This window comes from Klebsiella sp. K5-45 (assembly GCF_030128605.1).
GTDB lineage: Bacteria > Pseudomonadota > Gammaproteobacteria > Enterobacterales > Enterobacteriaceae > Klebsiella > Klebsiella quasipneumoniae.
In genome coordinates this window covers 61174-84554 of record NZ_JAKUZW010000012.1, presented here as the reverse complement: position 1 = coordinate 84554, position 23381 = coordinate 61174, and the positions used below count along the sequence as shown (strand labels likewise).

General features: G+C 54.6%; 22 protein-coding genes. 19 read left to right on the top strand and 3 right to left on the bottom strand.

The features are described from left to right. Positions 1-383: 383 nt before the first annotated feature. From atpI to MKS11_RS22680, 18 genes are all read left to right on the top strand, one after another. Positions 384-764 carry a F0F1 ATP synthase subunit I gene (gene atpI / locus MKS11_RS22765; RefSeq protein ID WP_004202310.1) on the top strand — a complete coding sequence of 127 codons (381 nt, stop codon included), beginning with the start codon at positions 384-386 and terminating at the stop codon, positions 762-764. Positions 765-772: 8 nt separating this feature from the next. Then, the gene (atpB, locus tag MKS11_RS22760; RefSeq protein ID WP_004202309.1) at positions 773-1588 is read left to right on the top strand and encodes a F0F1 ATP synthase subunit A; all 816 of its coding nucleotides are present in this window, start codon (positions 773-775) and stop codon (positions 1586-1588) included. A gap of 48 nt (positions 1589-1636) precedes the next feature. Continuing rightward, on the top strand, positions 1637-1876 hold the full coding sequence (atpE, locus tag MKS11_RS22755; RefSeq protein WP_000429386.1) for a F0F1 ATP synthase subunit C: 240 nt from the start codon (positions 1637-1639) through the stop codon (positions 1874-1876). A gap of 50 nt (positions 1877-1926) precedes the next feature. After that, a complete protein-coding gene (gene atpF / locus MKS11_RS22750; protein WP_004107293.1) occupies positions 1927-2397 on the top strand; it encodes a F0F1 ATP synthase subunit B in 471 nt (156 codons plus the stop codon). 14 nt (positions 2398-2411) lie between these two features. Further along, entirely contained in the window at positions 2412-2945 is a 534-nt protein-coding gene (atpH, locus tag MKS11_RS22745) for a F0F1 ATP synthase subunit delta (protein ID WP_004202307.1), read from the top strand. A gap of 12 nt (positions 2946-2957) precedes the next feature. After that, the gene (gene atpA / locus MKS11_RS22740; protein ID WP_004144995.1) at positions 2958-4499 is read left to right on the top strand and encodes a F0F1 ATP synthase subunit alpha; all 1542 of its coding nucleotides are present in this window, start codon (positions 2958-2960) and stop codon (positions 4497-4499) included. 50 nt (positions 4500-4549) lie between these two features. Beyond that, the gene (gene atpG, locus MKS11_RS22735) at positions 4550-5413 is read left to right on the top strand and encodes a F0F1 ATP synthase subunit gamma (protein WP_004144996.1); all 864 of its coding nucleotides are present in this window, start codon (positions 4550-4552) and stop codon (positions 5411-5413) included. A gap of 26 nt (positions 5414-5439) precedes the next feature. Next, the gene (gene atpD, locus MKS11_RS22730; RefSeq protein WP_004144997.1) at positions 5440-6822 is read left to right on the top strand and encodes a F0F1 ATP synthase subunit beta; all 1383 of its coding nucleotides are present in this window, start codon (positions 5440-5442) and stop codon (positions 6820-6822) included. A gap of 20 nt (positions 6823-6842) precedes the next feature. Further along, a complete protein-coding gene (locus MKS11_RS22725; protein ID WP_001251971.1) occupies positions 6843-7262 on the top strand; it encodes a F0F1 ATP synthase subunit epsilon in 420 nt (139 codons plus the stop codon). A gap of 695 nt (positions 7263-7957) precedes the next feature. Then, entirely contained in the window at positions 7958-9328 is a 1371-nt protein-coding gene (gene glmU / locus MKS11_RS22720) for a bifunctional UDP-N-acetylglucosamine diphosphorylase/glucosamine-1-phosphate N-acetyltransferase GlmU (protein WP_259596598.1), read from the top strand. A gap of 186 nt (positions 9329-9514) precedes the next feature. Then, the gene (gene glmS, locus MKS11_RS22715) at positions 9515-11344 is read left to right on the top strand and encodes a glutamine--fructose-6-phosphate transaminase (isomerizing) (protein ID WP_032456774.1); all 1830 of its coding nucleotides are present in this window, start codon (positions 9515-9517) and stop codon (positions 11342-11344) included. 339 nt (positions 11345-11683) lie between these two features. Next, the gene (gene pstS, locus MKS11_RS22710) at positions 11684-12724 is read left to right on the top strand and encodes a phosphate ABC transporter substrate-binding protein PstS (protein ID WP_284109706.1); all 1041 of its coding nucleotides are present in this window, start codon (positions 11684-11686) and stop codon (positions 12722-12724) included. 128 nt (positions 12725-12852) lie between these two features. Beyond that, positions 12853-13812, top strand: a complete 960-nt coding sequence (pstC, locus tag MKS11_RS22705) for a phosphate ABC transporter permease PstC (RefSeq protein ID WP_004202302.1) — start codon at positions 12853-12855, stop codon at positions 13810-13812. After that, entirely contained in the window at positions 13812-14702 is an 891-nt protein-coding gene (pstA, locus tag MKS11_RS22700; protein WP_004202301.1) for a phosphate ABC transporter permease PstA, read from the top strand. The genes pstC and pstA overlap by 1 nt, the downstream gene beginning before the upstream one ends. A gap of 47 nt (positions 14703-14749) precedes the next feature. After that, complete coding sequence (gene pstB / locus MKS11_RS22695) at positions 14750-15523, top strand: phosphate ABC transporter ATP-binding protein PstB (protein ID WP_004145006.1); 774 nt, start codon at positions 14750-14752, stop codon at positions 15521-15523. Between the two features lie 50 nt (positions 15524-15573). Then, positions 15574-16299, top strand: a complete 726-nt coding sequence (gene phoU, locus MKS11_RS22690) for a phosphate signaling complex protein PhoU (protein ID WP_004107251.1) — start codon at positions 15574-15576, stop codon at positions 16297-16299. Positions 16300-16772: 473 nt separating this feature from the next. Beyond that, positions 16773-18404, top strand: a complete 1632-nt coding sequence (locus tag MKS11_RS22685) for a carbohydrate porin (RefSeq protein WP_017899655.1) — start codon at positions 16773-16775, stop codon at positions 18402-18404. A 38-nt stretch (positions 18405-18442) separates the two neighbouring features. Next, positions 18443-19609 carry an alpha/beta hydrolase-fold protein gene (locus MKS11_RS22680; protein ID WP_049116822.1) on the top strand — a complete coding sequence of 389 codons (1167 nt, stop codon included), beginning with the start codon at positions 18443-18445 and terminating at the stop codon, positions 19607-19609. Between the two features lie 174 nt (positions 19610-19783). Here MKS11_RS22680 and yieH read toward each other — a convergent pair whose 3' ends face one another. Further along, positions 19784-20449, bottom strand: coding sequence for a 6-phosphogluconate phosphatase (yieH, locus tag MKS11_RS22675; protein WP_004202295.1), 666 nt, complete (start codon positions 20447-20449; stop codon positions 19784-19786). Between the two features lie 169 nt (positions 20450-20618). On the opposite strand from yieH, the gene MKS11_RS22670 reads away from it, so the two are divergent. Beyond that, positions 20619-21956 (top strand): NCS2 family permease, encoded by a 1338-nt coding sequence (locus MKS11_RS22670; RefSeq protein ID WP_004202294.1) that lies wholly within the window; start codon positions 20619-20621, stop codon positions 21954-21956. A 45-nt stretch (positions 21957-22001) separates the two neighbouring features. On the opposite strand, the gene MKS11_RS22665 is transcribed toward MKS11_RS22670, so the two are convergent. Further along, positions 22002-22568: an NADPH-dependent FMN reductase gene (locus tag MKS11_RS22665; protein WP_004202293.1), complete on the bottom strand. Its 567-nt coding sequence runs from the start codon at positions 22566-22568 to the stop codon at positions 22002-22004. Between the two features lie 36 nt (positions 22569-22604). Beyond that, on the bottom strand, positions 22605-23180 hold the full coding sequence (locus MKS11_RS22660) for a 4'-phosphopantetheinyl transferase superfamily protein (protein WP_072140520.1): 576 nt from the start codon (positions 23178-23180) through the stop codon (positions 22605-22607). Positions 23181-23381: the final 201 nt, after the last annotated feature.

Here is a 23381-nt window from a genome sequence, read left to right as displayed (position 1 = left end):
AAGGTTTTTATTGTATGTGGGGTTGTTTTAGATAATGTCCTCACTTTTTATCTTGAATATCAAAAGCATGAAAAATAGTGTTTTATGTCCTTGATTCATTAAAGGGCGCTTGAAATGTTTATTATGTGATCTAATGCACGCTTTAATTGCCGTGTTTCCACGTTATTTGCAGTTTTGTATGACCGCTCACAGAACGCTGAAATGCGCGGAAAGTTGTCCGTTGGAAAATAATTAAACATTTATTCACTATTTTGCTACTTATTGTTTGAAATCACGGGGCGTCACCGTATAATTTGTCCGCTTTTTGATGCTTGACTCTTCGTCTTAAAGGACGTTTTATACGACACGCGACATACCTCAAAGGGAGCAGGAGTAAAAACGTGATGTCAGTGTCGCTCTTGAGTCGAAACGTTGCTCGCAAGCTTCTGTTTATTCAGTTACTGGCAGTAATGGCAAGTGGACTGCTGTTCAGCCTCAAAGACCCCTTCTGGGGCATTTCCGCGGTATGCGGCGGTTTGGCAGTGGTTTTGCCAAATCTGATGTTTATGATTTTTGCCTGGCGTCATCAGGCGCATACACCAGCAAAAGGCCGTGTGGCCTGGACCTTCGCCTTCGGTGAAGCCTTCAAGGTGTTGCTGACCTTCGCCCTCCTGGCGGTGGCGCTGGCCGTTTTAAAAGTGGTATTTTTGCCACTGATCGTGACGTGGGTTTTGGTGCTGGTGGTACAAGTTCTGGCGCCAGCTGTAATCAACAACAAAGGGTAAAAGGCATCATGGCTTCAGAAAATATGACGCCGCAGGAATACATAGGTCACCATCTGAACAACCTTCAGATTGACCTGCGTACTTTCTCGCTGGTGGATCCGCACAACCCCCCGGCCACCTTCTGGACGCTCAACATTGACTCCATGTTCTTCTCGGTGGTTCTCGGTCTGCTGTTCCTGGCCATGTTCCGTAGCGTTGCTAAGAAAGCGACCAGCGGCGTACCAGGGAAATTCCAGACCTTCATCGAAATGATCATCGGCTTCGTCCATGGTAGCGTCAAAGACATGTACCATGGCAAGAGCAAGGTTATCGCGCCGCTGGCGCTGACCGTGTTCGTCTGGGTCTTCCTGATGAACCTGATGGACCTGCTGCCAATCGACCTGCTTCCTTATATCGGCGAACACATTTTCGGCCTGCCTGCACTGCGCGTGGTTCCGTCTGCTGACGTGAACATCACCCTGTCGATGGCGCTTGGCGTGTTCATCCTGATTCTTTTCTACAGCATCAAAATGAAAGGCGTGGGTGGGTTCGTTAAAGAACTGACCATGCAGCCGTTCAATCACTGGGCGTTCATTCCTGTCAACTTAATCCTTGAAGGGGTAAGCCTGCTGTCCAAACCGGTCTCTCTCGGTCTGCGACTGTTCGGCAACATGTATGCCGGTGAGCTGATTTTCATTCTGATTGCTGGTCTGTTGCCGTGGTGGTCACAGTGGGTTCTGAATGTGCCTTGGGCCATTTTCCACATCCTGATTATTACGCTGCAAGCCTTCATCTTCATGGTTCTGACGATTGTCTATCTGTCGATGGCGTCTGAAGAGCATTGATTTTTACCAACACTACTACGTTTTAACTGAAACAAACTGGAGACTGTCATGGAAAACCTGAATATGGATCTGCTGTACATGGCTGCCGCTGTGATGATGGGTCTGGCGGCAATCGGTGCTGCGATCGGTATCGGCATCCTCGGAGGTAAATTCCTGGAAGGCGCAGCGCGTCAGCCGGATCTGATCCCTCTGCTGCGTACTCAGTTCTTTATCGTTATGGGTCTGGTGGATGCTATCCCGATGATCGCTGTAGGTCTGGGTCTGTACGTGATGTTCGCCGTCGCGTAGTAAGTTGTTAGAAACCTAAGCCACAGAGTTAATTAAAGAGGTATTGTGCTGTGAACATGAACGCAACAATCCTCGGCCAGGCCATCGCGTTTGTTATCTTCGTATGGTTCTGCATGAAGTACGTATGGCCGCCTTTAATGGCTGCCATCGAAAAACGCCAGAAAGAGATTTCTGACGGTTTAGCTTCTGCAGAACGCGCTAAGAAAGATTTGGACCTTGCACAGGCCAACGCGACCGACCAGCTGAAAAAAGCGAAAGCGGAAGCCCAGGTAATCATTGAGCAGGCGAACAAGCGCCGCTCTCAGATTCTGGACGAAGCTAAAGCTGAAGCAGAACAGGAACGCACCAAAATCGTTGCACAAGCGCAGGCTGAAATTGATGCTGAGCGTAAACGTGCACGCGAGGAGCTGCGTAAGCAGGTCGCTATCCTGGCTGTTGCTGGCGCCGAGAAGATCATCGAACGTTCCGTGGATGAAGCTGCTAACAGCGACATCGTGGATAAACTTGTCGCTGAACTGTAAGGAGGGAGGGGCTGATGTCTGAATTTGTAACGGTAGCTCGCCCCTACGCCAAAGCAGCTTTTGACTTTGCCGTCGAACACAACAGTGTTGAACGCTGGCAGGATATGCTGGCGTTTGCCGCCGAAGTGACCAAAAACGATCAAATGGCAGAGCTTCTCTCCGGTGCTTTGGCGCCGGAAACGCTCTCAGAAGCGTTTATCGCTATCTGCGGCGAGCAACTTGACGAAAACGGCCAGAACCTGATTAAGGTGATGGCGGAAAATAATCGTCTGAAGGTGCTCCCGGACGTTCTTGAGCAATTCATTCACCTGCGCGCGGCCAGTGAGGCCATCGCAGAGGTAGAAGTCATATCTGCCAACCAACTGAGTGATGAACAGCTTGCCAGGATCGTCAGCGCGATGGAAAAACGTCTGTCACGCAAAGTTAAGCTGAATTGCAAAATCGATAAGTCTGTTATGGCAGGTATTATCATCCGTGCGGGTGATATGGTCATTGATGGCAGCGTACGCGGCCGTCTTGATCGCCTTGCAGACGTCTTGCAGTCTTAAGGGGACTGGAGCATGCAACTGAATTCCACCGAAATCAGCGAACTGATCAAGCAGCGCATTGCTCAGTTCAATGTTGTGAGCGAAGCTCATAACGAAGGTACTATTGTTTCTGTAAGTGACGGTGTTATCCGCATCCACGGCCTTGCCGAATGTATGCAGGGTGAGATGATCTCCCTGCCGGGTAACCGTTACGCTATCGCACTGAACCTGGAGCGCGACTCCGTCGGTGCGGTGGTGATGGGTCCGTACGCTGACCTCGCCGAAGGCATGAAGGTGAAATGTACTGGCCGTATCCTGGAAGTTCCGGTTGGTCGTGGCCTGCTGGGCCGCGTGGTTAACACCCTGGGCGCGCCAATTGATGGTAAAGGTCCGCTGGAAAACGACGGTTTCTCCGCCGTTGAAGCGATCGCGCCGGGCGTAATCGAACGTCAGTCCGTTGATCAGCCGGTACAGACCGGTTATAAATCCGTTGACGCCATGATCCCAATCGGTCGTGGTCAGCGTGAACTGATCATCGGCGACCGTCAGACCGGTAAAACTGCGCTGGCTATCGATGCCATCATCAACCAGCGTGATTCCGGCATCAAGTGCGTCTATGTTGCTATCGGCCAGAAAGCGTCCACCATCTCTAACGTGGTGCGTAAACTGGAAGAGCACGGCGCGCTGGCTAACACCATCGTGGTGGTAGCGACTGCATCCGAATCTGCTGCACTGCAATACCTGGCGCCATACGCCGGTTGCGCAATGGGCGAATACTTCCGCGACCGCGGTGAAGATGCGCTGATCGTATACGATGACCTGTCTAAACAGGCTGTTGCTTATCGTCAGATCTCCCTGCTGCTCCGTCGTCCGCCAGGACGTGAAGCGTTCCCGGGCGACGTATTCTACCTCCACTCTCGTCTGCTGGAGCGTGCTGCGCGTGTTAACGCCGAATACGTTGAAGCCTTCACCAAAGGTGAAGTGAAAGGGAAAACCGGCTCCCTGACCGCGCTGCCGATTATCGAAACCCAGGCGGGTGACGTTTCCGCGTTCGTTCCGACCAACGTAATCTCCATTACCGATGGTCAGATCTTCCTGGAAACCAACCTGTTCAACGCCGGTATTCGTCCTGCGGTTAACCCGGGTATCTCGGTATCCCGTGTGGGTGGTGCAGCGCAGACCAAGATCATGAAGAAACTGTCCGGTGGTATCCGTACCGCGCTGGCGCAGTATCGTGAACTGGCGGCGTTCTCCCAGTTTGCATCCGACCTCGACGATGCAACCCGCAAACAGCTGGACCACGGTCAGAAAGTGACCGAACTGCTGAAACAGAAACAGTATGCGCCGATGTCCGTCGCGCAGCAGTCTCTGGTTCTGTTCGCAGCAGAACGTGGTTATCTGGCTGATGTAGAACTGGCGAAAATCGGTAGCTTCGAAGCCGCACTGCTGGCTTACGTCGACCGTGATCACGCTCCGCTGATGCAAGAGATTAACCAGTCCGGTGGCTATAACGACGAAATCGAAGGCAAGCTGAAAGGCATCCTCGATTCCTTCAAAGCAACCCAGTCCTGGTAACGTCTGGCGGTCTGTCTTAGGGCAGGCCGCAAGGCATTGAGGAGAAGCTCATGGCCGGCGCAAAAGAGATACGTAGTAAGATCGCAAGCGTCCAGAACACGCAAAAGATCACTAAAGCGATGGAGATGGTCGCCGCTTCCAAAATGCGTAAATCGCAGGAGCGCATGGCGGCCAGCCGTCCTTACGCAGATACTATGCGCAAAGTGATTGGTCACCTTGCGAACGGTAATCTGGAATATAAGCACCCTTACCTGGAAGAACGCGACGTTAAGCGCGTGGGCTACCTGGTGGTGTCGACCGACCGTGGTTTGTGCGGCGGCTTGAACATTAACCTGTTCAAGAAACTGCTGGCGGAAATGAAAGCATGGTCCGATAAAGGCGTTCAGTGCGACCTCGCAATGATCGGCTCTAAGGGCGTCTCTTTCTTTAACTCCGTTGGCGGCAACGTTGTTGCACAGGTGACCGGTATGGGGGATAACCCATCCCTGTCCGAACTGATCGGCCCGGTAAAAGTGATGTTGCAGGCCTATGATGAAGGCCGTCTGGACAAGCTGTACGTTGTCAGCAACAAATTTATTAACACCATGTCTCAGGTTCCGACGATCACTCAGCTGCTGCCGTTACCGGCATCAGAAGACGCTGATCTGAAACGTAAATCCTGGGATTACCTGTATGAGCCCGATCCGAAAGCGCTGCTGGATACCCTCCTGCGCCGCTACGTCGAGTCTCAGGTTTATCAGGGCGTGGTTGAAAACCTGGCCAGCGAGCAGGCCGCCCGTATGGTGGCGATGAAAGCCGCGACCGATAATGGCGGCAGCCTGATTAAAGAGCTGCAGTTGGTATACAACAAAGCTCGTCAGGCCAGCATTACTCAGGAACTCACCGAGATCGTCTCGGGGGCCGCCGCGGTTTAACCAGGTTATTTCGTAGAGGATTTAAGATGGCTACTGGAAAGATTGTCCAGGTAATCGGCGCCGTGGTCGACGTCGAGTTCCCTCAGGATGCCGTACCACGCGTGTACGAAGCCCTTGAGGTACAGAATGGTAATGAAGTTCTGGTGCTGGAAGTTCAGCAGCAGCTGGGCGGCGGTATCGTGCGTACCATCGCCATGGGTTCTTCCGATGGTCTGCGCCGCGGTCTGGATGTAAAAGACCTCGAGCACCCGATCGAAGTCCCGGTTGGTAAAGCTACGCTGGGTCGTATCATGAACGTACTGGGTCAACCGGTCGACATGAAAGGCGACATCGGCGAAGAAGAGCGTTGGGCTATCCACCGCGCAGCGCCGTCCTATGAAGAGCTGTCCAGCTCTCAGGAACTGCTGGAAACCGGCATCAAAGTTATCGACCTGATGTGTCCGTTCGCGAAGGGCGGTAAAGTCGGTCTGTTCGGTGGTGCGGGTGTAGGTAAAACCGTAAACATGATGGAGCTGATCCGTAACATCGCGATCGAGCACTCCGGTTACTCCGTGTTTGCGGGCGTAGGTGAGCGTACTCGTGAGGGTAACGACTTCTACCACGAAATGACCGACTCCAACGTTATCGATAAAGTATCCCTGGTGTACGGCCAGATGAACGAGCCGCCGGGAAACCGTCTGCGCGTTGCGCTGACCGGCCTGACCATGGCTGAGAAATTCCGTGACGAAGGTCGTGACGTACTGCTGTTCGTCGATAACATCTATCGTTACACCCTGGCCGGTACGGAAGTATCCGCACTGCTGGGTCGTATGCCTTCAGCGGTAGGTTATCAGCCGACCCTGGCGGAAGAGATGGGCGTTCTGCAGGAACGTATCACCTCCACCAAAACCGGTTCTATCACCTCCGTACAGGCGGTATACGTACCGGCGGATGACTTAACTGACCCATCCCCAGCCACTACCTTTGCTCACTTAGATGCAACCGTAGTACTGAGCCGTCAGATCGCTTCCCTGGGTATCTACCCGGCCGTTGACCCGCTGGACTCCACCAGCCGTCAGCTGGATCCGCTGGTTGTTGGTCAGGAACACTACGACACCGCGCGTGGCGTGCAGTCCATCCTGCAGCGTTATCAGGAACTGAAAGACATCATCGCCATCCTCGGTATGGACGAACTGTCTGAAGAAGACAAACTGGTGGTAGCTCGCGCACGTAAGATCCAGCGCTTCCTGTCCCAGCCGTTCTTCGTGGCTGAAGTCTTTACCGGTTCTCCGGGCAAATACGTGGCGCTGAAAGACACCATCCGTGGCTTTAAAGGCATCATGGAAGGCGAATACGATCACCTGCCAGAGCAGGCGTTCTACATGGTCGGTTCCATCGACGAAGCCGTGGAAAAAGCCAAAAAACTTTAACGCCTTAATCGGAGGGTGATATGGCAATGACTTACCACCTGGACGTCGTCAGCGCAGAGCAACAAATGTTCTCTGGTCTGGTCGAAAAAATCCAGGTAACGGGTAGCGAAGGTGAACTGGGTATTTACCCGGGACACGCACCGCTGCTCACCGCCATTAAGCCTGGTATGATTCGCATCGTTAAACAGCACGGTCATGAAGAGTTTATCTATCTGTCCGGCGGCATTCTTGAAGTGCAGCCTGGCAGCGTGACCGTCCTGGCGGATACCGCAATTCGTGGTCAGGACCTCGACGAAGCGCGAGCGCTGGAAGCGAAACGCAAAGCGGAAGAGCACATTAAGAGCTCTCACGGCGATGTGGATTACGCTCAGGCGTCTGCGGAACTGGCCAAAGCGATCGCTAAACTGCGCGTTATCGAGTTGACCAAAAAAGCGATGTAACACCGGCTTGAACGTAAAAAGCCAGTCTGGTTTCCAGGCTGGCTTTTTTTATGCCCAGCAGCTGACGAGCGGATGAAGTGAAAACAGAATTCCCCCTTAATTGTTATTGATTAGTTAAATGATGAAGCGTAGACTCTATTTTATGTGATGTATATCACATAAAATAGCGTTATCAAACTGCACCTGTGTCAGGAAATCATCATGAAACTGTTCCATAAAATCATCGCTAAATTTAGCGTCCTGAGCTTCTAAGCTCCGCGCTATCCCCCCCGCTGACACGACGTATCGCCCATCAAAACGACAACACTGGCGATGTGAAACCGGGCAAAGAAGGTCACCTGACGGTGGCCTTTCGTTTTTTATCGCTACATCAATCACTTTGCCGCCCTCCCCCGCCAGCGACTGGCGACGATTATCCTGGTTCTTCCCGCTGTGGGTACTGAAAATCGCTTTCCGCAGCGGCTTTATTCAGGTGGCGAAAAAACAGCAAAAGCAGTGAGATAGTCAATGATTATCCTCCCCGCCCTCCTTTTTCAGCGTTAAACTGATTTGCAGTGGTTAAAAATAGCGTCATAAAATGGTGTATAGCAGTGAGCCTGGACGTTTTCTCCACGTCTCGTTTTATGATGAAAAATATGTAGAAATTTCAACGTGAAAGGCTTTTACTTTTCGTTCTAACTACCGTCAGGATGAGTATGTCAAATAGTGCGATGAGCGTGGTTATCCTTGCCGCAGGCAAAGGGACCCGCATGTATTCCGATCTTCCTAAGGTGCTGCATACCCTGGCTGGGAAGCCAATGGTGCAGCATGTCATTGATGCCGCTAACGATTTAGGCGCATGTGCGGTACACCTGGTGTATGGCCACGGTGGCGATCTGCTGCGTCAGACGCTGCATGAAGACAACCTGAACTGGGTGCTGCAGGCCGAGCAGCTCGGAACCGGGCACGCCATGCAGCAGGCGGCGCCGTTCTTCAATGATGATGAAGACATCCTGATGCTCTACGGCGATGTGCCGCTGATCTCCGTCGAGACGCTACAGCGCCTGCGCGCCGCGAAGCCGCAGGGCGGGATTGGTCTGCTGACCGTGAAGCTGGATGATCCAACCGGCTACGGCCGCATTACCCGTGAAAATGGCCAGGTGACGGGCATCGTTGAGCACAAAGATGCCAGCGAGGCGCAGCGCCAGATTCAGGAAATTAACACTGGGATCCTGATCGCCGGCGGAGCGGACCTCAAGCGCTGGCTGGCGAATCTCACCAATAACAACGCCCAGGGCGAATACTACATCACCGATATCATCGCCATGGCGCATCAGGAAGGTCGCGAGATCGTTGCCGTGCATCCCCAGCGCCTGAGCGAGGTCGAAGGCGTCAACAACCGCCTGCAGCTTGCGCGCCTGGAGCGCGTCTACCAGGCTGAGAAAGCGGAAAAGCTGCTGCTGGCGGGAGTGATGCTGCGCGATCCGGCGCGTTTCGATCTGCGCGGTACGCTGCAGCACGGGCGCGATGTAGAGATCGATACTAACGTTATTCTGGAAGGCAACGTGGTGTTGGGCGATCGTGTGAAAATCGGCGCCGGCTGCGTGATTAAAAACAGCATTATCGGCGATGATTGTGAAATCAGCCCCTACAGCGTGGTGGAAGATGCCCAGCTGCAGGCGGCCTGCACCATCGGTCCATTTGCCCGTCTGCGCCCGGGCGCCGAATTGCTGGAAGGCGCCCACGTTGGCAACTTCGTGGAAATGAAAAAGGCGCGTCTCGGCAAAGGCTCCAAGGCGGGTCATCTGACCTATCTGGGCGATGCGGAGATCGGTGATAACGTCAATATCGGCGCGGGCACCATCACCTGCAACTACGATGGCGCGAACAAACACAAAACGATTATTGGCGACGATGTCTTTGTCGGCTCGGATACCCAGCTGGTGGCCCCGGTTACGGTAGGCAACGGCGTCACTATCGCCGCCGGCACCACCGTCACACGCAATATCGCCGATAACGAACTGGTGTTGAGCCGCGTGCCGCAGGTCCATAAGCAGGGCTGGCAGCGTCCGGTGAAGAAAAAATGAACAGAATTGTCGCCGGGGGTGTACAACGCCCGGCGAACCAGGATGAGAGGGTCAACATAGATCCCCGTCCGCAGGCAGTACCATAACAATAACCCCACTCTCTACAAGGCTCGGGGCGCCCGGAAAACGGGCAAATACAGGTCAGCGACAACGCATGGCATATCGCCATTATCAGGAAATTTAACTATGTGTGGAATTGTTGGCGCAGTCGCGCAGCGTGATATTGCTGAAATCCTTCTCGAAGGTTTACGTCGTCTGGAATACCGTGGCTATGACTCTGCCGGTCTGGCGGTAGTCGACAGCGAAGGTCATATGACCCGCGTGCGTCGCCTGGGTAAGGTACAGATGCTGGCTCAGGCGGTCGAAGAGCAACCGTTACACGGTGGTACCGGGATCGCCCATACTCGCTGGGCGACGCACGGCGAACCGTCTGAGAGCAATGCGCATCCGCATGTTTCTGAACACATTGTGGTGGTCCATAACGGGATCATCGAAAACCACGAGCCGCTGCGCGCATTGCTGCAGTCTCGCGGCTATGTCTTCGTCACTGAGACCGATACCGAAGTTATCGCCCATCTGGTGCACTGGGAGCTGGAACAAGGTGGAACCTTGCGTGAAGCCGTGCTGCGCGCCATCCCGCAGCTGCGCGGCGCTTACGGCACCGTGATCATGGATACCCGCGACCCGGGTACCCTGCTGGCGGCCCGCTCCGGTAGCCCGCTGGTTATCGGTCTGGGCATGGGGGAAAACTTTATCGCCTCCGACCAGCTGGCGCTGCTGCCGGTTACCCGCCGCTTCATCTTCCTTGAAGAAGGCGACATTGCGGAAGTGACTCGTCGCTCGGTGGTGATTTTCGATAAATCCGCTGCGCAAGTGAAGCGCCAGGAGATCGAATCCAATCTGCAATATGATGCCGGCGATAAAGGTATCTATCGCCACTATATGCAGAAAGAGATTTTCGAACAGCCGAATGCGATTAAGAACACCCTGACCGGGCGAATCAGCCACGGCGAAGTCGATCTCAGCGAGCTGGGACCGAACGCCAATGAAATGCTGGCTCAGGTTGAACATATTCAGATTGTTGCCTGCGGGACCTCCTATAACTCCGGGATGGTCTCCCGCTATTGGTTCGAGGCGTTAGCCGGCGTGCCGTGCGATGTGGAAATCGCCTCCGAATTCCGCTATCGGAAGTCTGCGGTGCGTCGTAACAGCCTGATGATCACCCTTTCCCAGTCTGGTGAAACCGCCGATACCCTGGCGGCGCTGCGTTTGTCGAAAGAGCTGGGCTATCTCGGCTCGCTGGCCATCTGCAACGTGCCGGGCTCGTCGCTGGTGCGTGAATCCGATCTGGCGCTGATGACCAAAGCCGGAACGGAAATTGGCGTGGCCTCGACCAAGGCCTTTACCACTCAGCTGACGGTGCTGCTGATGCTGGTGGCGAAACTGGCGCGATTGAAAGGCCAGGATGCGTCCATTGAGCATGATATCGTCCACGGCCTGCAGGCGCTGCCGAACCGTATCGAGCAGATGCTCTCCCAGGACAAGCGTATTGAGCAGCTGGCAGAGCGTTTCTCTGATAAGCATCATGCGTTGTTCCTTGGCCGCGGCGATCAGTACCCGATCGCTATGGAAGGGGCGCTGAAGCTGAAAGAGATCTCCTATATTCATGCGGAAGCCTACGCGGCAGGCGAGCTTAAGCACGGCCCGCTGGCGCTGATTGATGCGGAAATGCCGGTGATCGTAGTGGCGCCGAACAATGAGCTGCTGGAAAAACTGAAATCCAACATCGAAGAGGTTCGCGCCCGCGGCGGTGAGCTGTACGTTTTCGCCGACGGTGACGCCGGCTTCAACGGCAGCGACAACATGCACATCATTGAGATGCCGCATGTCGAAGAGAGCATCGCGCCTATCTTCTACACCGTACCGCTGCAGCTGCTGGCTTATCACGTTGCGCTGATCAAAGGCACTGACGTTGATCAGCCGCGTAACCTGGCGAAATCGGTCACGGTTGAGTAACGTATTATCTCTTTTGCAAAGGGCTGCCGGCGGCGGCCCTTTTTTATTTTTACCTGCTGTTTTTCGCCGATCTTGTGCGCAATATCTGGGGAGGCGATAGATGACAAACGATCGTTTTGCTCTGCGATTTCGCTGTCATAAAAAGAAAATTACTCTGTCATTGTGTGGTCATGCTAGTAGATAACCATTTGAGTTATAAGCGTATTATTTGACGTAAAATCCCCCCTCCCGGCGTGTCATAAAACTGTCATAATTCGTACATTTTACTGTCACCTCTTTGACCTATTTTGCTCACCATAGCCTCGAAACAATGATTTACGAATCCCAGCAGGAGACATTATGAACGTTATGCGTACCACCGTCGCAACAGTTGTCGCCGCGACCTTATCGATGAGCGCTTTCTCTGCTTTCGCAGCAGCAAGCCTGACTGGCGCAGGTGCAACTTTTCCTGCGCCGGTGTATGCCAAATGGGCTGACACCTATCAGAAAGAAACTGGCAATAAAGTGAACTACCAGGGTATTGGTTCCTCTGGTGGCGTTAAACAGATTATTGCCAACACCGTGGATTTCGGTGCTTCTGATGCTCCGCTGGCTGATGACAAACTGACCCAGGAAGGCCTGTTCCAGTTCCCGACCGTGATTGGCGGCGTGGTGCTGGCGGTTAACCTGCCTGGCGTGAAATCCGGCGAGCTGGTGCTGGATGGCAAAACCCTCGGCGATATCTACCTGGGTAAAATTAAAAAATGGGATGACGAAGCGATCGCTAAGCTCAACCCGGGTCTGAAGCTGCCGTCGCAGAATATCGCCGTGGTTCGCCGCGCCGATGGTTCCGGTACCTCCTTCGTCTTCACCAGCTACCTGTCCAAAGTGAATGAAGAGTGGAAATCGAAAATCGGCGCAGGCTCTACCGTTAACTGGCCAACCGGTCTGGGCGGTAATGGCAACGACGGTATCGCCGCTTTTGTTCAGCGTCTGCCGGGCTCGATTGGTTACGTCGAATACGCTTACGCCAAGCAAAACAACCTGGCGTACACCAAACTGGTCTCTGCCGACGGCAAGCCGGTTAGCCCGACTGAAGACAACTTCGCTAACGCCGCAAAAGGCGTTGACTGGAGCAAGTCTTTCGCTCAGGACCTGACTAACCAGAAAGGTGAAAACGCATGGCCGATCACCTCAACCACCTTCATCCTGGTGCATAAGGCGACGAACAAGCCTGAGCAGACCGCCGAAGTGCTGAAGTTCTTTGACTGGGCGTATAAAAACGGCGGGAAAGAAGCCAATGCGCTGGATTACGCGACGCTGCCGGAAAGCGTGGTAGAGCAGGTTCGTGCGGCATGGAAAACCAACGTCAAAGACAGCAGCGGTAAAGCGCTGTACTAACAGTAGATTTTTGACGAAGATGGCGGGGGCGTTCAGGCGCTGCCCGCCCTACGGTTCAGACTGTAGGCCCGGGAGCCAACGCCACCGGGCATTTATTCGAACAAGTTTTAATACGTAAAGAGTAATCTATGGCTGCAACCAAGCCTGCATTTACCCCTCCGGGGAAAAAGGGTGACATAATTTTCAGTGCGCTGGTAAAACTGGCTGCGCTGATTGTGCTATTGATGCTGGGCGGCATCATCGTTTCCCTGATCATCTCTTCCTGGCCGAGCATTCAAAAGTTTGGCTTTGCCTTTTTGTGGACCAAAGAGTGGGATGCGCCCAACGAAATCTTCGGCGCGCTGGTGCCGATCTACGGAACTCTGGTGACCTCCTTTATCGCGCTGCTGATCGCCGTCCCGGTGAGCTTCGGCATCGCGCTGTTTCTGACTGAACTGTCCCCCGCCTGGCTCAAGCGCCCGCTGGGCATTGCGATTGAGCTGCTGGCGGCAATCCCGAGTATCGTGTACGGCATGTGGGGCCTGTTTATTTTCGCCCCGCTGTTTGCGACTTACTTTCAGGAGCCGGTGGGGAACGTCCTGTCGACCATCCCGTTCGTCGGCGCGCTGTTTGCCGGTCCGGCGTTTGGGATTGGCATTCTCGCCGCTGGCGTCATTCTGGCCATCATGATCATCCCTTATATCGCCGCGGTCATGCGCGATGTTTTCGAACAGACGCCGGTGATGATGAAAGAGTCGGCCTATGGCATCGGCTGCACCACCTGGGAAGTGATCTGGCGCATCGTTTTACCGTTCACCAAAAACGGGGTGATCGGCGGCGTGATGCTCGGTCTGGGCCGCGCGCTGGGTGAAACCATGGCGGTCACCTTTATCATCGGCAACACCTACCAGCTCGACAGCATATCGCTGTATATGCCGGGGAACAGCATTACCTCCGCGCTGGCCAACGAATTTGCCGAAGCGGAAACCGGCCTGCACGTGGCGGCGCTAATGGAGCTGGGCCTGATCCTGTTCGTTATCACCTTTATCGTTCTGGCGGCGTCGAAGTTTATGATTATGCGCCTCGCGAAGAATGAGGGGGCACGCTAATGGCGACCATTGAAATGCAAAGCACCGCCGAGCTGGCGGAGTCCCGCCGCAAGATGCAGGCCAAACGCCGCATGAAGAACCGTATCGCTCTGGCGCTGTCGATGGCCACCATGGCGTTTGGTTTGTTCTGGCTTATCTGGATCCTGATGGCGACCATAACCCGCGGCTTCGACGGCATGAGTCTGGCGCTGTTTACCGAAATGACGCCGCCGCCGAATACCGCGGGCGGTGGTCTGGCCAACGCCCTCGCCGGCAGCGGCCTGCTGATCCTGTGGGCAACCGTCTTTGGTACGCCGCTGGGTATCCTCGCCGGAATTTATTTGGCGGAGTATGGCCGCAAGTCGGTGCTGGCTGAAATTATCCGCTTTATCAACGATATTCTGCTTTCCGCACCGTCTATCGTGGTCGGCCTGTTCGTCTACACCATCGTGGTGGCGCAGATGCAGCACTTCTCGGGCTGGGCGGGCGTTATCGCCCTGGCGCTGCTGCAGGTGCCTATCGTTATTCGTACCACCGAAAACATGCTGAAACTGGTGCCGGATAGCCTGCGTGAAGCGGCCTATGCGCTGGGGACGCCGAAGTGGAAGATGATCTCGGCGATCACCCTGAAAGCCTCCGTCTCAGGGATTATGACCGGGATCCTGCTGGCTATCGCCCGTATCGCTGGGGAAACGGCGCCCTTGCTGTTCACCGCGTTGTCTAACCAGTTCTGGAGCACCGACATGATGCAGCCGATTGCCAACCTGCCGGTGACCATTTTCAAATTTGCCATGAGTCCGTTTGCGGAGTGGCAGCAACTGGCATGGGCCGGGGTATTGATTATCACCCTGTGCGTCTTGCTGCTGAACATCCTGGCGCGCGTTATCTTCGCCAAGAAGAAACACGGTTAATTTTTTGCGGCGCAGCCACGGCTGCGCTGAATGAGGAAGAGATTGAGATGAGTATGGTGAATACAGCTCCGGGTAAGATTTCAGTTCGTAACCTGAACTTCTACTACGGCAAATTCCATGCCCTGAAGAACATCAACCTGGATATCACCAAAAACCAGGTAACGGCGTTTATCGGTCCGTCAGGCTGTGGTAAATCCACCCTGCTGCGCACGTTCAACAAAATGTTTGAACTGTATCCAGAGCAGCGTGCGGAAGGTGAGATCCTACTGGATGGCGACAATATTCTGACTAACACCCAGGATATCGCCCTGCTGCGCGCTAAGGTTGGCATGGTGTTCCAGAAGCCAACGCCGTTCCCGATGTCCATTTACGACAACATCGCTTTCGGGGTGCGCCTGTTTGAAAAACTGTCCCGTGCCGATATGGACGAGCGCGTGCAGTGGGCGCTGACCAAAGCCGCATTATGGAACGAAACCAAAGATAAACTGCACCAGAGCGGGTATTCTCTCTCCGGTGGTCAGCAGCAGCGTCTGTGTATTGCCCGCGGTATCGCGATCCGCCCGGAAGTGCTGCTGCTTGATGAGCCGTGCTCCGCGCTGGACCCGATCTCCACCGGGCGTATCGAAGAACTGATCACCGAGCTGAAACAGGACTACACCGTCGTTATCGTGACTCACAACATGCAGCAGGCTGCGCGTTGCTCCGACCATACGGCATTTATGTATCTTGGCGAGCTGATTGAGTTCAGCAATACGGATGATCTGTTCACCAAGCCCGCGAAGAAACAAACTGAAGATTATATTACTGGCCGCTACGGTTGATTTGCCCTTGTGCTTTCAGGCTCTCACCAGTTGGGCAATCAGGAGACACCATGGACAACCTAAATCTTAACAAACATATTTCCGGCCAGTTCAACGCTGAACTGGAGTATATCCGCACCCAGGTGATGACCATGGGGGGGCTGGTGGAGCAACAGCTTTCTGATGCGATCACCGCAATGCATAACCAGGACAGCGAACTGGCGAAACGCGTGATTGACGGCGACAAACAGGTCAACATGATGGAAGTGGCGATCGATGAAGCCTGCGTGCGCATCATCGCCAAGCGCCAGCCGACCGCCAGCGACCTGCGCCTGGTGATGGCGATCATCAAGACTATCGCTGAGCTGGAACGCATTGGCGATGTGGCGGATAAAATCTGCCGTACCGCGCTGGAGAAGTTTTCCCAGCAGCATCAGCCGCTGCTGGTGAGCCTTGAATCGCTGGGCCGCCATACGGTGCAGATGCTGCATGACGTGCTGGATGCCTTCGCGCGTATGGATCTCGACGAGGCGGTACGTATCTATCGCGAAGACAAGAAAGTCGACCAGGAATATGAAGGCATCGTACGTCAGCTGATGACCTACATGATGGAAGACTCGCGCACTATCCCCAGCGTCCTGACGGCGCTGTTCTGCGCGCGCTCCATCGAGCGTATCGGCGACCGCTGCCAGAATATCTGCGAATATATTTTCTACTTCGTCAAAGGCCAGGATTTCCGTCATGTGGGCGGCGATGAACTGGATAAATTGCTCGCTGGTAAAGATCCGAAAGAGTAATAATCATTTTGTCTAATTCTGATGAATGGATTTATCAGAATTAGATATGATTCCTCCACCGGCAGCGATATTGCTGAGATTATCGTCACAATTAACAGGCTGCCCGTTTGAGTTCTTCATTTTATCGCGTAACAATCAGCATCCACTGACTGAGCGCGCAAGCTCAGAATGTTTTAAACGGATTGTTACTGCGACAGCAGGCAAAACCTGATATTGCCCCCACGGCGGCGATATCAGGTTTTTTTATGCGTGCGAAGAATGACTTAATAAGGGTTGCTACCGCGATGCGCGGGCAAAACCTGAAGAGGATTATCTGTTAAGGCAGATCGTCTTCTTCGGGTTTTTTTGCTTTTTTCCAGGCGCAAAAATAACAGTCCCCGCGCCCTTAAGCGGTATGGATAAAGCTATTTGAACCCGCGCGATGCTTGTCGCTGTCGTTTTTATTAATGCCAATACTTATATAAGGGAATATTATGATGAGAAAAACCAGGATCGCTTCGGCGATAGCCTTGCTGGCGCCGCTTTGTTATTCAACCTCCCTGATCGCGAGCCAGCTGACGGTAGAGCAACGGCTTGAGTTGCTGGAAAAAGCGCTCAGCGATACGCAAAAAGAGCTCAAAAAATATCAAGACCAGGAGAGAAAAAGAGACCAGATTTGGGCCTCATGGTCTCCGCCTGCAGAGAGCCAGAAGCGCAACGTCGCGGCGGCAGCCGGACCGAAAGCAGCGGTGAAACCGGATGCGGTACTGGTCAAAAATCAACAACCTGCTACAGACAGTGCACCAGCCTACAGCGCGATGACGCTGAAAGATTTTAGCAGGTTCGTCAAAGATGAAATTGGCTTTAGCTATAACGGCTACTTCCGCTCGGGCTGGGGAACCGCCTCGCATGGCTCGCCAAAATCGTGGGCCATCGGCTCGCTTGGCCGTCTGGGCAATGAATATTCCGGCTGGTTCGATCTGCAGCTGAAGCAGCGGGTGTTTCAGGAAGGCGATAAACGCGTCGACGCCATCGTGATGCTCGACGGGAACGTTGGCCAGCAGTATTCCACTGGCTGGTTTGGCGACAATGCCGGCGGCGAAAACTACATCCAATTCTCGGATATGTACGTTAACACCAAAGGATTCCTGCCGTTTGCCCCGGAGGCCGATTTCTGGGTCGGCAAACACGGTGCGCCAAAAATCGAGATCCAGATGCTGGACTGGAAAACGCAGAGAACCGATGCGGCGGCTGGCGTGGGGCTGGAAAACTGGCAGGTTGGCGTCGGGAAATTCGATATCGCGCTGGTGCGGGAAGATGTTGATGACTACGATCGTTCCTTGAGCAATAAGCAGCAAATAAACACCAATACCCTTGATATCCGTTACAAAGAGATCCCGCTGTGGGATAAAGCCAGCCTGATGGTCAGCGGACGCTATGTCGCTGCCAACCAAAGTTCTTCTGAGAAATATAAAGAGGGCAATGAAGGCTATTATCCATGGAAAGATACCTGGATGGCCGGCACCTCGTTAACGCAAAAATTTGCTAACGGCGGCTTTAACGAATTCTCTTTCTTACTGGCGAATAACTCCATTGCCAGCAGCTTCTCGCGCTATGCCGGATCCAGCCCCTATACAACCTTTAACGGCCGCTATTATGGCGACCATACCAATGGCACCGCCGTGCGCTTAACCTCGCAAGGGGAAACCTATTTACGTGATGACATTATTATGGCGAATGCCATCGTTTACTCTTTTGGTAACGACGTTTACAGCTACGAGACCGGGGCCCACTCCGATTTTGAATCCATCCGTACGGTCCTGCGACCGGCTTATATCTGGAATAAATATAACCAGACCGGCGTCGAACTGGGGTACTTCAAGCAGCAAAACAAAGATGTTACCGGCAAAAAATATAACGAGTCCGGCTATAAGACCACGCTGTTCCATACCTTCAAAGTTAATACCAGTATGCTGACCTCGCGCCCGGAAATTCGCTTCTATGCCACCTATATTAAAGCGAAGGATATCGACCTGGATAAGGCCGCGAATAACACCACCAGCATTTTTGAAGACGGTAAAAACGATCAGTTTGCCGTAGGGGCGCAGGCGGAAATCTGGTGGTGAGACGATAACAGAACGGACACAACATAAGAGGAATAACGATGAAACGACATGCAATTTATTTCGCCCTGGCGCTGGCGGGCGCGGCGTTCACCATTCAGGCGGCACCGTTGCCCGCGGTGCCGGACCCCTCCCTGCCGGTGAGCCACTTTATAACCCAAGTTAACGCGGATAAAAGTATCACTTACCGCCTGTTTGCCCCTGATGCCCGGCGGGTTTCGGTAGTCACCGGCGCCACGCCGGACTCTTTTGTCTCGCACGACATGACCAAGGCAGCGGACGGAGTCTGGACATGGAAAAGCGAGCCGATGAAGCCCAATCTCTATGAATACTATTTCGATGTGGATGGCTTCCGCTCGGTAGATACCGGCGGCCGCTATCAGAAGCCGCAGCGCCAGGTGAACACCAGTTTGATTCTGGTGCCGGGCAGTATTCTTGACGATCGGGCGGTCGCGCACGGCGATCTGCGCACCCTTACCTATCACTCAAAGGCGCTGAACGCTGAACGTCGTCTCTATGTCTGGACGCCGCCGGGTTATAGCGGAACCGGCGATCCGCTGCCGGTGCTCTATTTCTATCATGGCTTTGGCGACAGCGGCCTGTCGGCCATCGATCAGGGGCGGATCCCGCAAATCATGGATAACCTGCTGGCGGAGGGCAAGATCAAGCCAATGCTGGTGGTGGTCCCGGATACCGAAACCGATATCCCGGAAGCCATCGCGGAAAACTTCCCGCCGCAGGAGCGACGCAAAACCTTCTATCCGCTAAATGCGAAAGCGGCTGATAACGAGCTGATGAACGATATCATTCCGCTGATTGATGCGCGTTTTAATGTGCGTAAAGACGCGGATGGCCGGGCGCTCGCCGGGCTGTCGCAGGGCGGCTATCAGGCGCTGGTCTCCGGAATGAATCATCTGGAGAGCTTTGGCTGGCTCGCCACGTTTAGCGGCGTCACAACCACCACGGTGCCGAATGCTGGTGTGGAAGCACAGCTGAAACATCCTGAGGCGATCAATAAACAGCTGCGTAACTTTACCGTGGTCGTCGGGGAAAAAGATTCCGTGACCGGCAAAGACATCGCGGGTCTGAAAAGCGAGCTGGAAAAACAGAAGATCAACTTTGACTATCACGCCTATCCCGGCCTGAACCATGAAATGGACGTCTGGCGCCCTGCCTACGCGGAGTTTGTGCAAAAACTGTTTAAATAGCCGGAGGGGGCGTTTAGCCCCCGTTTTCCGCGAGTGAAGAAAGACAAGATGAAAGTGCTTGTGTCCGAAGATAATGAGTTAAGCCGGTCGCCAGCCATCCTGTTCTGGGCGAGATCACAGCGCTACCGGGCTACCCTTGCTGCCAACCGTCGCCCGGCCGGGCGACGCCGGGGGCTAGCGAGTGATATCCCAACCGCGCGCTTTCCACAATGCCGGCAGCGCAGCCAGATCGGTAAAGGTTGTCACTTTGGGATGATCGATTGGCGGGTTGTGCGGATCGGCGCAGAAGTAGAACACCTCCATGCCGGCGGCTATTCCCGATTGTGCACCTGCACTGGAATCATCAACCAGAATGCAGTTCTCAACGTTAACGTTCATCGCCTTTGCGGCATGGAACATCAGCGCCGGATCGGGTTTCCAGCGCTGAATATCGTAGCCGCTGTACAACCGGTCAGCGAAATGGTGCAGCAGGCCGGTGCGGCCGAGAGAGTGTTGCATCTTACTGACCGGGCCATTGGAGACCACGCACATCGGGACGCTTACCGCATCCAGCAGCGCCTGGGCTCCAGCAATCACCTCCAGTTCGCTATCGAACAGGCGGGCGACTTCCGCACGGTAAATCGGCTCCAGGGTGGCCTTTTGCAGGTTAACGCCATGCTCGGCGTTGATGGTGTCGATTATTTCGTACAGCTTTACGCCTTTGAAGCGCTTAAAAATCTCTGCCAGCTCCAGCGTAATGCCAAATTCCTGGAACATGTGCACGTAGGCGCGGGAGCAAATTACCTCGCTGTCGACCAGCGTGCCGTCACAGTCAAAAAATACTGCTTCTGGTTGAGTCATAGCCATTCCATATTAACAAGTTTAACGTTTTCGTTATGTCCAATGCCGCGACGCAATCGTTGCCGTATAAGCAAAATAAATGAAAAAAATTACCATACAACCGCGCCTGGCGCTGTAATTTGGTATAGGATAGCGTCGAATTTTCCCTCCTTACGTTCGGAAACCGATAATGAGTCAACAACAAACCAGCCAGTCTTCTGGCCAGGGTCTGCTGGAGCGCGTATTTAAACTGCGCGAGCACGGCACCACGGTGCGCACGGAAGCCATCGCCGGTTTCACCACGTTCCTGACGATGGTGTATATCGTTTTTGTTAACCCACAAATTCTTGGCGTAGCGGGCATGGATACCAGCGCCGTGTTTGTGACCACCTGTCTGATTGCCGCTTTCGGCAGTATCATGATGGGGCTGTTCGCGAACCTGCCGGTTGCTCTGGCGCCGGCGATGGGCCTGAACGCCTTTTTCGCCTTTGTGGTGGTGCAGGCGATGGGCCTGCCATGGCAGGTCGGCATGGGCGCGATTTTCTGGGGCGCCGTCGGCCTGCTGCTGCTGACGATCTTCCGCGTACGCTACTGGATGATCGCCAATATTCCGCTGAGCCTGCGCGTGGGCATCACCAGCGGGATCGGCCTGTTTATCGGTATGATGGGCCTGAAGAACGCCGGGGTGATTGTCGCCAACCCGGAAACGCTGGTCAGCATTGGTCATCTTACCTCCCACAGCGTGCTGCTGGGCGTGCTGGGCTTCTTTATCATCGCGATTCTGGCGTCGCGCAACATTCACGCCGCGGTACTGGTCTCTATCGTTGTGACCACCCTGCTGGGCTGGATGCTGGGGGATGTGCACTACACCGGTATCGTCTCAGCGCCGCCGAGCGTGACTTCGGTGATCGGTCATGTCGATCTGGCGGGCTCCCTGAATCTGGGCCTGGCCGGGGTAATCTTCTCCTTTATGCTGGTCAACCTGTTTGACTCCTCCGGGACGCTGATCGGCGTGACGGATAAAGCGGGTCTGGCGGACGCCAACGGTAAATTCCCGCGCATGAAGCAGGCGCTGTTTGTCGATAGCGTCTCGTCGGTGGCAGGTTCCTTCATCGGCACCTCATCGGTAACAGCGTATATCGAATCCTCCTCCGGCGTTTCCGTAGGCGGGCGCACCGGCCTGACCGCCGTTGTCGTCGGTATCCTGTTTCTGCTGGTTATCTTCCTCTCTCCGCTGGCGGGGATGGTTCCGGCCTATGCGGCCGCCGGCGCGCTGATTTACGTCGGCGTGCTGATGACCTCCAGCCTGGCGCGCGTGAAGTGGGATGACCTGACGGAAGCGGTACCGGCGTTTATCACCGCGGTGATGATGCCGTTTAGCTTCTCGATCACTGAAGGTATCGCCCTGGGCTTTATCTCCTACTGCGTGATGAAGATCGGCACCGGCCGTCTGCGCGACCTCAGCCCTTGCGTAATTATCGTCTCGCTGCTGTTCGTGCTGAAGATTGTCTTTATTGATGCACATTAATCCGCACGCATGATGAAAAAGCCCGGCATCGCTGCCGGGCTTTTTTTATGCTTTTACCCGCTTAATATAATCGCCAAAGGCGGTCAGCTGGCCGCGCAGATGGTCGAGGGTGCTCTGATCGACCACTTCACCTGACTGCGGATCCACTTTGTTCTGGATCACGCCGCCCATAAATTCCGGTTTATTCATTACCATCGCATCGAGGAACACCAGAATCTGCCGCAGATGATACTGGCAGCGCGCGCCGCCGATGGCGCCCATTGAGCTGGTTTGAATCAGCACCGGCTTGCCGGACAGCGGCTGCTCTGGCAGGCGTGAAAGCCAGTCGATGGCGTTTTTCAGGCCGCCAGGCACGGAATAGTTATACTCGGGGGTGACGATCACCACGCCATCCGCCTCGCGGATCTGTTGCGCAATCTCCTGCACGCGCTGCGGGAATCCCTCTTCTTCCTGAATATCAGCATCGTACAGCGGAATATCGCCGATTGACGGCAGCGCGGAGATGTCCATGCCCGCCGGCGCGATGCCGGGCAGGGTACGCGCGACCATTCCATTAAACGACCCTTTACGCAGGCTGCCGAGTAACGTAACCACTTTCAAGGTATCTGACATGATTGCTCCTTTGGATCATGATGCCGGCAAGACCGGTCAATTGAGGGATAAGGTTTTTTCCGTGGGTAGGCTGGTAAAGCGCATCAGGCGGGCTGACGGCTCGCGCGCGCGCCGCTGAGCGTCCGCCAGGCTGTGCCAGTCGCCTCCCTTAGCGTCATACTCCCAGACCTTCAGCGGGCCGATATTCGGGGTAGCGGCAATCGACCACACCAGCAGCGATTCGGCGTCACAGACGGCTTCGATCGGCAGGCTACCGGCGGTACGCAGGCGGCCGGAGCCAGGCAGCAGCTGCAGCTGCGTTGATGTTTCACCGGTCAGCTTCAGCACGCTGCGCCGCAGCGCCACCAGTTGGCTGCGCGCTTCGTCCGGGTCATGCTGAATGTTAACCCACAGATTCTCATTGTTACTGAAATTTTGCCGGTCGGCGTCGTGGCTGCGGACAGTGCGCTGCAGCTCCATATCGAGGCCACAATCCCCTTCGGTGGTCAGCGCTACGCCAACGATATTGCCAGTATAAGAGATAGAGAAGCGGGGAAGGTGACGATCGCTAAAAACCGGTCGGCCATTGGCTTCGTTAACGATTTCAGGCAGCTCGCCGATGCCGTAAAGCATAAACAGCAGTTCGGCGAGCAGCGACCGCGAAGCGCGAAAGCGGGCTTGCCGGTATTCAGGGAGCCGACGTGCGGATTGATGACAGGCCGCTGACAAACGTGTCGATAGCGGCTCCCCGGTACTGAGTATCCCTCGTGCAAAATGCGTTGCCATACGTCGCTCCGTGAGTAATGGTCTGAATGAAAACTGCGGGCGCTATTA

What these genes read in the sequence shown, in the direction of transcription:
- pstA (WP_004202301.1), top strand. Translation starts at nt 13,812, where the DNA reads ATGGCGACCATTGAAATGCAAAGCACCGCCGAGCTGGCGGAGTCCCGC.
- atpE (WP_000429386.1), top strand. Translation starts at nt 1,637, where the DNA reads ATGGAAAACCTGAATATGGATCTGCTGTACATGGCTGCCGCTGTGATG.
- pstB (WP_004145006.1), top strand. Translation starts at nt 14,750, where the DNA reads ATGAGTATGGTGAATACAGCTCCGGGTAAGATTTCAGTTCGTAACCTG.
- MKS11_RS22725 (WP_001251971.1), top strand. Translation starts at nt 6,843, where the DNA reads ATGGCAATGACTTACCACCTGGACGTCGTCAGCGCAGAGCAACAAATG.
- atpH (WP_004202307.1), top strand. Translation starts at nt 2,412, where the DNA reads ATGTCTGAATTTGTAACGGTAGCTCGCCCCTACGCCAAAGCAGCTTTT.
- atpA (WP_004144995.1), top strand. Translation starts at nt 2,958, where the DNA reads ATGCAACTGAATTCCACCGAAATCAGCGAACTGATCAAGCAGCGCATT.
- glmS (WP_032456774.1), top strand. Translation starts at nt 9,515, where the DNA reads ATGTGTGGAATTGTTGGCGCAGTCGCGCAGCGTGATATTGCTGAAATC.
- MKS11_RS22665 (WP_004202293.1), bottom strand. Translation starts at nt 22,568, where the DNA reads ATGTCAGATACCTTGAAAGTGGTTACGTTACTCGGCAGCCTGCGTAAA.
- atpB (WP_004202309.1), top strand. Translation starts at nt 773, where the DNA reads ATGGCTTCAGAAAATATGACGCCGCAGGAATACATAGGTCACCATCTG.
- pstS (WP_284109706.1), top strand. Translation starts at nt 11,684, where the DNA reads ATGAACGTTATGCGTACCACCGTCGCAACAGTTGTCGCCGCGACCTTA.
- atpG (WP_004144996.1), top strand. Translation starts at nt 4,550, where the DNA reads ATGGCCGGCGCAAAAGAGATACGTAGTAAGATCGCAAGCGTCCAGAAC.
- MKS11_RS22670 (WP_004202294.1), top strand. Translation starts at nt 20,619, where the DNA reads ATGAGTCAACAACAAACCAGCCAGTCTTCTGGCCAGGGTCTGCTGGAG.
- MKS11_RS22685 (WP_017899655.1), top strand. Translation starts at nt 16,773, where the DNA reads ATGATGAGAAAAACCAGGATCGCTTCGGCGATAGCCTTGCTGGCGCCG.
- phoU (WP_004107251.1), top strand. Translation starts at nt 15,574, where the DNA reads ATGGACAACCTAAATCTTAACAAACATATTTCCGGCCAGTTCAACGCT.
- glmU (WP_259596598.1), top strand. Translation starts at nt 7,958, where the DNA reads ATGTCAAATAGTGCGATGAGCGTGGTTATCCTTGCCGCAGGCAAAGGG.
- pstC (WP_004202302.1), top strand. Translation starts at nt 12,853, where the DNA reads ATGGCTGCAACCAAGCCTGCATTTACCCCTCCGGGGAAAAAGGGTGAC.
- MKS11_RS22660 (WP_072140520.1), bottom strand. Translation starts at nt 23,180, where the DNA reads ATGCTTTACGGCATCGGCGAGCTGCCTGAAATCGTTAACGAAGCCAAT.
- yieH (WP_004202295.1), bottom strand. Translation starts at nt 20,449, where the DNA reads ATGACTCAACCAGAAGCAGTATTTTTTGACTGTGACGGCACGCTGGTC.
- MKS11_RS22680 (WP_049116822.1), top strand. Translation starts at nt 18,443, where the DNA reads ATGAAACGACATGCAATTTATTTCGCCCTGGCGCTGGCGGGCGCGGCG.
- atpD (WP_004144997.1), top strand. Translation starts at nt 5,440, where the DNA reads ATGGCTACTGGAAAGATTGTCCAGGTAATCGGCGCCGTGGTCGACGTC.
- atpI (WP_004202310.1), top strand. Translation starts at nt 384, where the DNA reads ATGTCAGTGTCGCTCTTGAGTCGAAACGTTGCTCGCAAGCTTCTGTTT.